The following is a 12,561-nucleotide window of genomic DNA, read 5'->3' as shown; positions in this document are numbered from 1 at the left end:
GGACTATCTTTCATCCGTGGACGAGCTGCTGGCGGAAGACCCGACCCGGATAGGCCCCTACCGCCTGATCGCCCGACTCGGCGCGGGAGGGATGGGCCTGGTCTATCTGGGTCGCTCCGAGGCCGGGCGCACCGTGGCCGTGAAGGTGGTGCAGGCCGAGTTCGCCGGGAACCCAGAATTCCGCAAGCGCTTCGCGCGCGAAGTGGCCGCCGCGCGGCGGGTGGGCGGCAGCTGGACGGCGGCCGTACTCGACGCCGACCCCGAGGCCCCGATCCCGTGGGTGGCGACCCAGTACATCCCGGGCCCCGACCTGCAGACCGTGGTCGCCAAGGACTTCGGCCCGCTGCCCGAGCACTCGGTCCACACCCTCGCCAACCGCCTCGCCCTCGCCCTGAGCGCCGTGCACGGGGCCGGTCTGATCCACCGGGACCTCAAGCCGTCCAACGTCCTCGTCACCGTCGACGCCCCGCGCGTCATCGACTTCGGGATCGCGCGGGCGATGGACAGCCTGACCGGGGACAGCCTGCACACCCACACCGGCATGCTGATCGGATCCCCGGGCTTCATGTCGCCGGAACAGGTCCGCGGCCTCGAACTCACCCCCGCCAGCGACGTGTTCTGCCTGGGCGCCGTCCTCGTCTACGCGTCCACCGGGCGGCTGCTCTTCGGCGCGACCGACAGCGGTCTCAACGCCCACCTCTTCCGGATCGCGGAGGAGGAGGCGGACCTGACCGGCGTGCCGGAATCGCTCGTCGCCCTCGTCCGCGCTTGCCTGCACAAGGACCCGGCCCAGCGGCCCACCCCCGAAGAGGTGGCCGCACGCACGCCGGCGGACCGGGCCGGGGAATGGCTGCCCGGCGCGGTCCTGGCCCAACTCGGGCGGCACGCCGCCGAACTGCTGGACTTCGCGCCCGCCGGAGCCCCGGCCGCGCCCCCAGCCGAACCCTCCGCCGAACCACTCGACGCGCGGCCCGACCCCCGCGTCGCGTCGGCCCAGCCGTACGCGCCCCCGCCGCCCGCGTACGCCCCCACGACCCCTTCGACCCCTTCACTGCTGATCCCCGGGCAGGGCTTCGGCCCGCCGCCGGGCCCGGGCCCCGGCGCCTGGTCCGCCGCCGCCTCCCCGGGTTTCCTCCAGGACGCGGCGCCCCCGCACCCCCGGCGCTGGTGGGGCCTGGCCGTCATCGCCCTGGCCCAGCTGATGGTGCTGCTCCAGGTGTCGGGCTTCGGCATCCTGCTCCCCGCGCTCCAAGCCGATCTGCATCTGGCCGCCAAGGACCTGAGCGGATTGGGCAACGCCTACGCCCTCGCCTTCGGCGCGCTGCTGCTGCTCGGCGGCCACCTCGCGGACCTCCTGGGCCGCAAACGGATGCTGCTCGCCGGTGTGGTCGGATTCGCGGCGGCCTGCGCCCTCGGCGGCGCGGCCGGTGACGCGGGCGCGCTGTTCTGGGCCCGCGTCCTACAGGGCGTCTTCGGCGCGCTGCTGACCAGCTCCGCACTGTCCCTGGTCGCCGCCGGCTTCACCGATCCGAAGGAACGCGGCAGGGCCTTCGGCGTGTACGCCGCAGTCCTCGGAAGCGGTTCGGTACTCGGGATCTGGACGGATGGCTGGCTCCTGACCAGCCTGACCTGGCGCTGGACGTTCTTCTCCGGCGTCGCCCTCGCCGTGGTCGCCCTGATCGGGGTGCTCACCCTGGTGCACGAAAGCCCGCGCACCGCCCGTGCCCGCCTCGACCCGCTCGGCGTCGTACTCGGCTCCGGCGGCCTCACCGCCCTGACCTTCGGCCTGCTCGGCGCCCAGCCGGACGGCCTTTCCCTCAACCTCCTGCTCCTGATCCAGCTCATCGGCGGCGTACTGCTGCTCGTGGCCTTCGCGTGGTGGCAGAGCGGGACGTCGGCCCCGGTGCTCCCGGCGGACCGCAACCGCCTCGGCGCCTTCCTCGCCATGACCCTGGCCGGTATGGGCCCCGTCACCCTCTTGACGGCCGTGTTCTTCCACCTGCAATACGTCCAAGGCCGCTCCCTCCTCTCGGCGGCGCTGAACCTGCTGCCCATGGTCGCCGCGCATGCCGTCGCCGCCACCCTGATCACCCCCTGGCTGATGCGCCGTGCGGCGCCGCGCGTCCTGATCGTGGCGGGCCTGGTGCTCATGGCTGTCGGCCTGGCACTGCTGGCCGGTCTCTCGATCGGCAGCGGCCACATTGCGCCGGCCCCCGGCAGCCTCGTCGTCGGCCTCGGCTCCGGCCTGGCCCTCACGGTGCTCTTCGCCGTCGCGACCGATTCCGCCCCGAAGCACTCCGGCGGCGCCTCGGGGCTCGTCAGCGCTGCGCTGCAACTCGGCGGAGCGATCGGCACGGCCGTGCTCAGCACCGCCGTCGCGTCCCGCGTGGCAGTCGCGCGCGCCATGTCCGTGCCGCCCTCGATGTTCGTCCCGGAGCTGCTGCACAGCTACTCCACCACCCTCTGGTGGGCATCCGGCGCAGCCCTGCTCGCGGCCGTGCCGACCGCCCTCCTGATCACGGCCGGGCGCGCCCAACGCGACTAGGTGCATTGCCCCGAGAGATCGGTGACGGGGCAGGCGGGTGAATGTGGCCCCGGGTCAGGAAAGGTGAGCTGCGCGGTCAGCGACGTTCCTACCGGTCGGTCACTACGGTCTCCTCACCTACCCCCACACGGACCCCTTGGGAGAGCCGCCCCATGCGTATCCGACACTCCGCGCGCACCGTCCTCGCCGCCGTGGCCGCCCTGGCCCTTTCGGCCGCGGTCCCCGCCACCGCGCGCGCCGCCGCCGACTCCGAGGCCGGTCAGGCCGCAGCCCGTCCCGGCGACATCGTGAGCACCGCGCCGTCCGCGTTCCACCCGCTGCCCGGCCAGCCCACCAACACCAAGGCCTGGAAGATCCTCTACAACTCGACGACCGCCGACGGCGCCCCGAACGTGGTCTCCGGCACCGTCATCGTCCCGCAGGACGGCCGCACCGGCCCGCGCCCCCTGATCACCTACGCCGTCGGCACCGTCGGCCTGGGCGACTCCTGCGCGCCGAGCAACAACCTCCCGTACGGCACCGCCATGGAGGCCAACCTCATCCAGCAGCTCACCCTGCGCGGCTGGGCCGTGGTCGTCACCGACTACGAGGGCCTCGGCACCCCCGGCCTGCACACCTACACCGTCGGCCCGTCCGCCGGCCACGCGATGCTCGACGCCGCCCGCGCGGCCACCCGCCTCCCCGAGGCCGGGCTCGCGGCCAACACCGCGGTCGGCATCATGGGTTACTCCCAGGGCGGCCAGGCCAGCAGCTGGGCCGCCGAGCTGCAGGGCTCGTACGCACCGGAGTTGCAGGTCAAGGGCACGGCGACGGGCGGTGTCCCGGCCGACCTGCTGAAGGTGGCCGACTTCAACAACGGCTCCTACGGCTCCGGGCTCATCTTCATGGCCGCCGCCGGCCAGGACGCCGCCTTCCCGGAGCTCGACCTCGACTCCTACCTCACCCCGGCCGGAAAGGTCCTGGTCAACGGCATGAAGGACAGCTGCGTCGCGATCGACTCCATCGCCGGCTCCTTCAAGCGGATCAGCGACCTGACCACCCGCAACCCGCTCGCGCAGCCCGACTGGCAGGCCCGCCTGAACCAGAGCAAGCTCGGGCGGACCGCCCCGGCCGCGCCCGTGTACCAGTACCACGCGCTCGGCGACGAGCTCATCCCGTACGCCGTCGGGCGCCAGCTGCGCTCCGACTGGTGCGCGAAGGGCGCGAACGTCGAATTCGACACCATCCTGCTCGGCGAGCACGTCAGCGGCGTGATCACCCACTCCCTGGCGGCCGGGAACTGGCTCGCGGACCGCTTCGCGGGCCGCGCCGCGCACCCCAACTGCTGACCGGGGCAAGGTAGTACGGAGCACGGGGGCCGCGCCCCGCCGGAGGGGGCTCTACTCCCCGGCGGGGCAGGCCCGCGTCCCGGGCGGCAGGCGGCCGTCGACGAGGAAGTGGTCGACGTAGCCGCGGACGCAGGGCGAGGCCACGTAGCCGGTGTGGCCGTCGCCCTTGTAGTCCAGGACCACGGTGTTGCCGAGGCGCTTCGCCGTCTCCTCCGTCCACTCGTACGGGGTCGCCGGGTCCCCGCGGGTGCCGACGAGCAGGATCCGCGGGATCCCGGCCGGGCGGTCGATCTTCCGGATGTAGTCGGTGCCGGCGGGGCGCCCGTAGCAGGACAGGACCGTCATCAGCTGGCGCGGCCCGAAGATCGGCGAGGCGGCGAGGAACACCGGCTGGAGCTCCTCGATCTCCCGCTCGACGGCCGCCGGGGACGCCTTGGCGTCACCGCGGTCGGGGTCGTCGGCGCAGCTCACGGCGACGAGCGCGGCCTGGGCGTTGTCGGCGGGCACCTTGTCGGCCGGGTCCTCGTCGGCGGTGTCCGGCGGGGGCGGTTCGGTCGGGCCGCCGAGCTGCATCAGGCCCACCGGGTCGCCGTCGCGCTCGACGAGGGCGAGCGCCTTCGCGAGGGGCGGCCACAGCCTCTGCGAGTACAGGGCGTTGCCGATCGCCTCGGTCACGTCCTGCCCGGTGAAGCGCACACCGCCCTCGCCCACGAGCGGTTCGGCGTCGAGCCGGGTGACGAGGGCCTCGACCTTCTCCTTGGCGGTACGGGTGTTCGTGCCGTAGACGCAGCCCTTCTGGCGCGCGCACCAGGCGAGGAAGTTGTCCAGGGCCCGCTGTTGGCCGACCGCCGAGCGCAGGGCCTGCTCGGTGAGCGGCTCGCCCAGCGTGTCGACCCCGTCGAGCACCATCCGGCCGGTGTTCCGCGGGAACAGGGCGGCGTAGACCGCGCCGAGGCGGGTCCCGTAGGAGAAGCCGAGGAAGTCGAGCTTCTTCTCGCCGAGGGCCTCGCGGATCACGTCCATGTCCCGGGCCACGCTGACGGTACCGATGTACGGGAGCACGGGTCCGGAGGCCTTCGCGCAGCGCCGGGCCTCGGCGCGCAGGGCGGCGAGCTCGGCGGCGGCGGTGTCCGCGCCGGCTCCGCCGGAGGCCGATTCGCCCGCTTCCGGGGCGCCGCCGCAGCTGACTGGCTCGCTGAGGCCGACGCCGCGGGGGTCGAAGGCGACGAGGTCGTAGCGCTTGTTGAGCTCCGAGAAGGCGTTGGGATCGGCGGCGAGGGTGGAGACGGCGGGGGCGCCGGGTCCGCCGAAGTTCAGGAGCAGCGAGCCGAGCGGCTTGCGGCCGCCGGAGCCGCCGGAGCCCGTCTCGGTGGCGGGGAGCTTGGCGAGGGCCAGCTTGACGCTGCCCTTGCCCGGGGCGTCGTGGTCCAGGGGCACGCTCAGGGTCGCGCACCGCATCTCCGGCGGGGCCGACTTCTCGGGGCAGTCGCCCCAGCGGAGCCGCGGGGCGGTGGCGCCGTCGCCCGCGCTCTCGCTCGTACTGGGCTTCGGCGTCGGGCTGGGGCTCGGGCTGGGCCCGGCCGCGAGGCTGCCGCCGAGCAGCAGGGTGGTGGCGCAGAAGCCGGCGGCTATTCGCCGACGGGATCGGGACCGGGAGCGGGAACGAGCAATGGAACGGGGACGGGAACGGTGCACTGCACCCTCCTGAGGCGACCCCCCGAACCAGTCAGCCCACCATAAGCGGGTCCTGGCCGACGCGCTGCTTGACCTCGGCGATCTCCACTTCGGACCGCGCGAGGCGGCGCCCCAGGGGCTCGGGCGCAGTCCGGTGCCCGACGGGTCAGGGCAGAGCCCTGGGAACGGTGGAAGGGCGGGTAGGGGACCAGCCCCGCGCAGCGGCACACCCTCCGCCCCGGCAGCGGCGTCACGGGCGGCGGTACAAGTCCTCGATCTCCCGCTCGTAGTCCCGGGCGACGGCCCCCCGCTTCAGCTTCAGCGAAGGCGTCAAGTGCCCCCGCTCCTCCGTGAATTCGCCCGTCAGCACCGTGAACCGCCGGATCGACTCCGCCCGCGACACCAGCTGGTTCGCCTCGTCCACCGCCCGCTGCACGTCCGCCCGCAGCTCCTCGTCCTCGACGAGCTGCGCGATCGGCAGGCCCTGCTTCTTGCGCATCTGCCGCCAGTGCTGGAGCCCCTCCGGTTCCAGGGTGATCAGCGCGGTCACGTAGGGCCGGTTGTCGCCGACCACCATGCACTGGCCGACCAGCGGGTGGGCCCGTAGCCAGTCCTCCAGCGGGGCGGGGGCCACGTTCTTGCCTCCGCTCGTGATGATCAGGTCCTTCTTGCGGCCGGTGATGGTGAGGTACCCGTCCGCGTCGAGCTCGCCGATGTCCCCGGTGGCCAGCCACTGCTCCCCGCCGACCGGGGCTCCGTTCCAGTAGCCCGCGAACACGTGCGGCCCGCACAGCAGCACCTCCCCGTCGTCCGCGATCCGCACCGCCGTGCCCGGGAGCGGCCAGCCCACCGTCCCCAGCCGGGGCCGCAGCGGCGGGGTGAGGGTGGCGGCGGCGGTCGTCTCCGTGAGCCCGTAGCCCTCGAAGACCTCGATCCCGGCGCCCGTGTAGAACGCGGCGAGGCGCCGCCCCAGCGGGGAGCCGCCGCTCAGGATGTACCGGACGCGCCCGCCGAGCGCCGCCCGGATCCGGCGGTACACGAGCGGCTCGTACAGCGCCCGGGCCGCCCGCAGCCGCATCCCCGGACGCTTGCCCTCGACCAGCTCGCCGAAGCTGCGGGCGACCCGGGCGGCCCGGTCGAAGGACGCGGCCCGGCCCATGCTCTCGGCGGTCGCCCGCGCGGTGTTGTAGACCTTCTCCAGGACGTACGGGATCGCCAGCAGGAACGTCGGCCGGAAACCGGCCAGGTCCGCGAGCAGTTCCTCGCTGCGGATGCTCGGCGCGTGGCCGAGCTTGACCCGCGCCCGCATGCAGCCGACGGCCACCATCCGCCCGAAGACGTGCGACAGCGGCAGGAAGAGCAGTGTGGAGGCCGGGTCCTTGCTGACCGAGTTGAAGACGGGGTGCAGGAGCGCCACCGAATTGTCCACCTCGGCGAAGAAGTTGGCGTGGGTCAGCACGCACCCCTTGGGCTGCCCCGTCGTCCCCGAGGTGTAGATCAGCGTCGCGACGGACTCGGGCGCGCATCCGGCCCGCCGGTCCCGCACGACCTCGTCGGGCACGTGCTCCCCGGCCTTGACCAGCCGGGCCACCGCGCCCGTGTCGAACTCCCAGAGGTGGCGCAGCCACGGCAGGTTGGCCCGCTCGGCGCTGAGGATCCGCGCCTGCGCGGTGTCCTCCACGGCGCAGGCCACCGCCCCGGAGTCCTGGATGATCCAGCGCGCCTGGATCGCGGAGGAGGTCGGGTAGATCGGTACGGTGACCAGCCCGGCCGCCCAGCCCGCGAAGTCCAGCAGCGTCCACTCGTACGTGGTCCTCGCCATGATGGCCAGCCGGTCGCCGGGCCGCAGCCCCTCGGCGATCAGTCCCTTCGCGACGGCGAGCACCTCGGCGGCGAACTCGGCGGCCGTCACGTCCCGCCAGCTCCCGTCCCGCTCCTTGCGGGCGAGCACGGCGTCGCGGGGGGCCTCGAAGGCGTTCTGGAACGGGATGTCCCCGAGCGATCCACTCACCGGCACCGGGGCCAGCGGGGGTACGGCCACCTGGCGCACCCGCCCGTCGACGACGGTTTTGACGGGCTCCACCAGCTTCGGCGCGGCATCCACGGCGGGTCCTCCTCGATCGGACGGAGTGTTACCGCCGGTAATCTACTCACCGGTAATCACCGCTGAACACCCCTGTGCCCCTTTTTTCACGGATGCTCCACGCCTCCACCTCGTATCGGCGGGTAATCCGTGGACAGAGATCGCCGGGTCGGCAGACTGGGTGGATGACCGCATCGGACCCCAAGGCCGACCTGCACTTCTACCTGCAGTCCGCCCGCGACGCCCTCCTCTGGAAGCTCGAAGGACTCTCGGAGTACGACGCCCGCCGCCCCCACACGCCGACCGGCACCAACCTCCTCGGCCTGGTGAAGCACGCGGCGGGCGTGGAGCTGGGCTACTTCGGCGACACCTTCGGCCGGCCCTTCGACGAGGAGCTGCCCTGGCACAAGGAGGGCACCGAGCCGAATTCGGACATGTGGGCCACCGCTCACGAGTCGCGCGCGCACATCGTGGACCTCTACCGCCGGGCGTGGGCGCACGCGGACGCGACGATCGCGGAACTGCCGCTGGACACGGTCGGCACGGTGCCGTGGTGGCCGAGCCACGACAACCAGCTGACGCTGCACCACGCCGCGGTCCGCGTGATCGCCGACACCCACCGGCACGCCGGCCACGCCGACATCATCCGCGAACTCATCGACGGCGCCGTGGGAATGGAGAAGCGCAACACCAGCATGCCGCCGGGCCACCCGTCCTGGTGGGAGGAGTACCGCGACCGCCTGGAGCGGGTGGCCCGCGAAGCGGACGGGGGCACCCGGTAGCGCGGCAGCCCGGCACCCCGCAGTTCCGGCACCCCTCAGTCCCGTAGTCCCGTAGCCCCGTAGTCCCGTAGCCCCGTAGTCGGATCAGTCGGTGTCGAGGCCGTCGATCAGCCGGTTGAGGAACCGGGTGAACGTGGCTTCGGGAGTGGCGGGGCGCCCCAGGGCGGAAACGGCTTCGGCGAGTTCCGGGTGGCGGCCGTCCATGGCGACGGCGACGAGGTAGCGGGCTTCGGCCGCGACCCGTTCGGGGGCTTGTGAGGCTTCGGCCTGCGCGATCTCGTGGCCGACGTGCCCGGCCACGAACCCCGTGAGCTGGGCGAAGATCTCCAGCTTCGCCATGCCGTCGAGCCCCGAGGGCCGCAGGGCGGCGAGCGTGTGTTCCAGGAAGGCCAGGGTGTTGGGCCCGGGGATGCGCCGGGTGGACAGCGCGGCGGGCAGCCAGCGGTGTCGCAGCATGTGGGCGCGCTGGAGGCGGGCGATGGCCTTCAGGTCGGCGCGCCAGTCGCCGGTGAGCGGGTCCGTGGTCGGCAGTTCGCCGCTGACCTGGTCGACCATCAGGTGCAGCAGCGTCTCCTTGTCGGGGGCGTAGCTGTAGAGCGACATGACGCCGGCTCCGGCCCGTTCGGCGACCTTCCGCATGGTGACCGCTTCCAGCCCCTCGGCGTCCGCCAGGGCGATGGCCGCCTCGGTGATCGCCTCCCGGCTGTAGGTGGGCTTGCGGCCCCTGCGCGGCTGGCCGGAGCCCAGCCAGAGCTGCTGGGGGTCGACGCCCGGGGCGTCGGTCCCTCCGTCACGCGGCATGCTCCACGCTCCTTCCTTGATCGACTTCCTTGACCGACAGCCCTTGTGGGCCTCAGTCGAGTATTCTATTCTCGTACACAGTACGAGAACCAAGGAGGGGAACGATGACGTCACGCACGCACGCTTCCGTGCTGAGTCCGACCTGGACACCGCCTTCCGGGAAGCCGCCCCTTTCCTCACGCATGATGAGGGCGACGTGGCGACGCCTCCCCGCCAAGCTCCACGACGTCGGATGGGAGCCGGGGCTGGTGGTGCCGGCCGCCGACGGCAGCCCGCTGATCACGGACCACTACTTCCCGCGCACCGAGGGCGACTTCCCCACCCTCCTGGTCCGCTCGCCCTACGGCCGCGGCCTGCCCTGGTCCCCCATGTACGGCCTGCTCTTCGCCGAACAGGGCTTCCACGTCGTCGTCCAGAGCTGCCGCGGCACCGGCGGCTCGGGAGGCACCTTCGACCTGTGGCGCAACGAGGCCGCCGACGGCCGGGCCACGGTGTCCTGGCTGCGCGAGCAGCCCTGGTTCAACGGCACGCTGGGCACCGTCGGCCCCAGCTACCTGGGCTACGTGCAGTGGGCCCTCGCCGCGGACCCGCCGCCGGAGCTGAAGGCGATGGTCGTACAGGTGGGCCTGCACGACCCCCACGCCCTGTTCCACGCGAACGGCGCCCTCAACCTGGAGACCGCCCTCGCCGTGGGCGCGGGCATGACCTACCAGCACCAAGGCATGGCACCCTTCGTGAAGGCGACCCTGCGCCTGCAGCGACGCCTGAACGAAGCCACCACCGCGCAGCCGCTGCGCGGGGCGCACGTCTCGGCCCTCGGCGGCGAAGTGCCGTGGCTGGACGATGTGATGACGCACCCCGACGCCGAGGACCCGTACTGGCACGGCGCATCCCTGGGCGAGGTGGCGGAGCGGCACACCATCCCCACGAGCCTGATCACCGGATGGCACGACGCACTGGCCGACCAGACCTTCGAGCAGTACGAGCGGCTGCGCCGGGCCGGCTGCGAGACCTCCCTGCTCGTCGGCCCCTGGACCCACACCTCCGCCCTGCAACAGGGATGGCCCGAGGTGTTCGCCGAAAGCCTCGCCTGGCTGCGCGCCCACCTGTACGCCGACCCCTCCGACCTGCGCCCCACCGAGGTGCGCGTACACGTAGGCGGCGAAGACGCCTGGCGGGACCTCGCCGAATGGCCGCCGACCGCGCCCGTCAGCCCCTGGTTCCCCACCGAGCAGGGACATCTCATCCAGCAGGCCCCCACGGACTCCTCACCACTGACCTCCTTCTCCTACGACCCGGGCAACCCCACCCCGTCCCTCGGCGGCCAGCTGCTCTCCCGCACCGCCGGCCCCCGCGACAACGGCACCCTGGAGGCCCGGGACGACGTACTGACCTTCACCGGCCCCCCGCTGACCGAGCCCGTGGACGTCCTCGGCCCCGTCTCCGCACGGCTGAGCATCTCCACGGACACCGGCTACGCCGACGTCTTCACCCGCCTGTGCGACGTGGACCCGGAAGGCCGCTCCACCAACATCTGCGACGGCCTGGGCCAACTGCAAACAACCGGCCAGGACCCGTCACAGATCACCGTCCCGATGAGCTCGACCGCCCACCGCTTCCCCGTCGGCCACCGCATGCGCTGGCAGATCAGCGGAGGCGCCCACCCGCGCTACCCCCGCAACCCCGGCACCGGCCAGTCCCCACTGGACGCCACCACCTTCACACCGGTACGCATCACCCTCCACGCGGACTCGTCCCTGCTACTCACAACACCCACCCCCACTCCCGAACCGACCCCTGCGGAAAACGACTGACCAGCGGGACGACCGGCGGGCGCACGGATGAATGATGGTGACCATGCCGCAGCTTGGTCACCGCCTCCGATCCTTCAGATTCACGCTCGGGCTTGCCCCGACGGGCTTCGCCGCGTGCCGGGAGAGGGGTGGCACGGCTCTGGAGCACGCCTTGGCGGACAGAACGACGCTCTGCGGCATCCCTCGGCGCCAGGTGACGCTCTATCGGCATCTGTTCGTCGCGACGAGGTCCGGAAGGTGCTCGGACTGCAGGGCAAAGGCAGTCGACGCCGCGACGGGCCCCTGAGTGAGGCAGGCCCCGGCTGTCAGGGGACGGTGGGGCAGTCGCGGCAGCGGCCTGGGGTTGGCGCGCGGAAGGCACGGTCGCAGCCGTCGCAGTTCTGGAGCGGGTCCGGTGGCCTGACGAGGCGTACGGGCGTAGCCGCCGGGAGGCGGGGCGGGATCAGCGCCTTGAGCCGGTGGGCGATGAGGCGCGCCGGATGGCGGAGGTCCGCGGGAAGGTCCGAAGCCAGCACATGACGCACGGCCTCGGGCTCCGCCCCACGGTCCAGCCATCGCGCGACGTCGGGGGCCAGTTGCCGCACGTCCCGGTCCGCGAGCAGCAGCCGCGGATCTTCGCACCGCAGCCGGGCCAGCAGCGCGACGGCCTCCGGCGGATGTACGGGCCCGAGCGCGGCCCCGCAGTCCGGCGACTCCGGGGCCGACTCCGGCACCGGGACTGGGACTGGGACTGGGACTACAGCGACCGGCTCGGCTGCGATAAGCGGCGCGGAGGTGGGCACGGCTGCGGGCGCGGGAGCGGGCTCCGGCAGCAGCAGCGGCTCGGGCTCGGAACGTAGTTCCGGTTCCGCGATCGGGTCGGGGGCAGGATCTGCCTCCGCCTCGGGAGCCACCTCCCGCACGGGCTCCGGCTCCGGCTCCGGCACGGGCTCCGACTCCGACTCCGACTCCGACTCCGACTCCGAACGTAGTTCTGGTTCCCCGATCAGGTCGGGGGCGGGATCCACCTCGGGGAGCCCATCCGGCACTGACTCCGGTCCGGTCCCCGGACTTCGCACCGGTTCCGGTCCGGGCAACGGGCTCCGCCCCGGAATCGACGTCGGGGGGCCTCCCGGGGACTGGCGCGCCGACGGGCGGTTGTAGGACACCGTCCGGGTGACCATCTGGCCGCTCGCCAGTCGTACGCGGCTGCGCTCCAGGTACCCGTGCGTCTCCAACTCCCGCAGGGCTCCGGAGATCCGCACCTCCCCCTCCCGGAAGCGCTCCGTCAACCGCTTGATGCCGACCCGCGCACCGGCGGGCAGCGACTGGATGTAGGCGGCGAGGCCGATCGCGACCAGCGACAGCGACCGGTGCTGCGCGAGGTGGTTGCCGATCACGGTGTAGTGGTCCGCGTGCCGGACGTTGACGTGGACGACACCGGAGACGGCACCGGAAGGGGCACCTGATCGGGCGGTCCCGGCATGAACACGGGACGGGCCGCGCGAGGGCGCGCTAGGGTGCTTAAGAGCCATGGGGAAGGGTCTAGCCTTCT

At 72.8% G+C, this 12,561-nt stretch carries 8 protein-coding genes; 4 read left to right on the top strand and 4 right to left on the bottom strand.

What is annotated here, in order from left to right:
- Window positions 1-16 precede the first annotated feature (16 nt).
- Both OG490_RS21785 and OG490_RS21780 read left to right on the top strand, forming a co-directional pair.
- Window positions 17-2,545, top strand: a complete 2,529-nt coding sequence (locus OG490_RS21785; RefSeq protein WP_330297975.1) for an MDR family MFS transporter — start codon at window positions 17-19, stop codon at window positions 2,543-2,545.
- A gap of 152 nt (window positions 2,546-2,697) precedes the next feature.
- Complete coding sequence (locus tag OG490_RS21780) at window positions 2,698-3,873, top strand: lipase family protein (protein ID WP_330297974.1); 1,176 nt, start codon at window positions 2,698-2,700, stop codon at window positions 3,871-3,873.
- Between the two features lie 51 nt (window positions 3,874-3,924).
- On the opposite strand, the gene OG490_RS21775 is transcribed toward OG490_RS21780, so the two are convergent.
- Complete coding sequence (locus tag OG490_RS21775) at window positions 3,925-5,568, bottom strand: alpha/beta hydrolase (protein WP_330297973.1); 1,644 nt, start codon at window positions 5,566-5,568, stop codon at window positions 3,925-3,927.
- A gap of 229 nt (window positions 5,569-5,797) precedes the next feature.
- A complete protein-coding gene (locus OG490_RS21770) occupies window positions 5,798-7,651 on the bottom strand; it encodes an AMP-dependent synthetase/ligase (protein WP_330297972.1) in 1,854 nt (617 codons plus the stop codon).
- Window positions 7,652-7,815: 164 nt separating this feature from the next.
- On the opposite strand from OG490_RS21770, the gene OG490_RS21765 reads away from it, so the two are divergent.
- Entirely contained in the window at window positions 7,816-8,412 is a 597-nt protein-coding gene (locus tag OG490_RS21765) for a DinB family protein (protein ID WP_330297971.1), read from the top strand.
- Window positions 8,413-8,496: 84 nt separating this feature from the next.
- Here the strand turns inward: OG490_RS21765 and OG490_RS21760 are convergent, their stop codons facing one another.
- Window positions 8,497-9,213, bottom strand: coding sequence for a TetR/AcrR family transcriptional regulator (locus tag OG490_RS21760; RefSeq protein WP_330297970.1), 717 nt, complete (start codon window positions 9,211-9,213; stop codon window positions 8,497-8,499).
- A 185-nt stretch (window positions 9,214-9,398) separates the two neighbouring features.
- Here OG490_RS21760 and OG490_RS21755 point away from each other — a divergent pair, with 185 nt between their 5' ends.
- On the top strand, window positions 9,399-11,027 hold the full coding sequence (locus OG490_RS21755) for a CocE/NonD family hydrolase (RefSeq protein WP_330301007.1): 1,629 nt from the start codon (window positions 9,399-9,401) through the stop codon (window positions 11,025-11,027).
- 305 nt (window positions 11,028-11,332) lie between these two features.
- Here the strand turns inward: OG490_RS21755 and OG490_RS21750 are convergent, their stop codons facing one another.
- A complete protein-coding gene (locus OG490_RS21750) occupies window positions 11,333-12,406 on the bottom strand; it encodes a helix-turn-helix domain-containing protein (RefSeq protein WP_330297969.1) in 1,074 nt (357 codons plus the stop codon).
- Between the last annotated feature and the right edge of the window lie 155 nt (window positions 12,407-12,561).

It is taken from the genome of Streptomyces sp. NBC_00503 (assembly GCF_036346895.1).
GTDB lineage: Bacteria > Actinomycetota > Actinomycetes > Streptomycetales > Streptomycetaceae > Streptomyces.
This window is presented reverse-complemented; position numbering and strand designations above follow the sequence as displayed.

Excerpts from the sequence above, each read along its gene's own strand:
- OG490_RS21780 (WP_330297974.1), top strand. The coding sequence starts at position 2,698 with ATGCGTATCCGACACTCCGCGCGCACCGTCCTCGCCGCCGTGGCCGCC.
- OG490_RS21765 (WP_330297971.1), top strand. The coding sequence starts at position 7,816 with ATGACCGCATCGGACCCCAAGGCCGACCTGCACTTCTACCTGCAGTCC.
- OG490_RS21760 (WP_330297970.1), bottom strand. The coding sequence starts at position 9,213 with ATGCCGCGTGACGGAGGGACCGACGCCCCGGGCGTCGACCCCCAGCAG.
- OG490_RS21755 (WP_330301007.1), top strand. The coding sequence starts at position 9,399 with ATGAGGGCGACGTGGCGACGCCTCCCCGCCAAGCTCCACGACGTCGGA.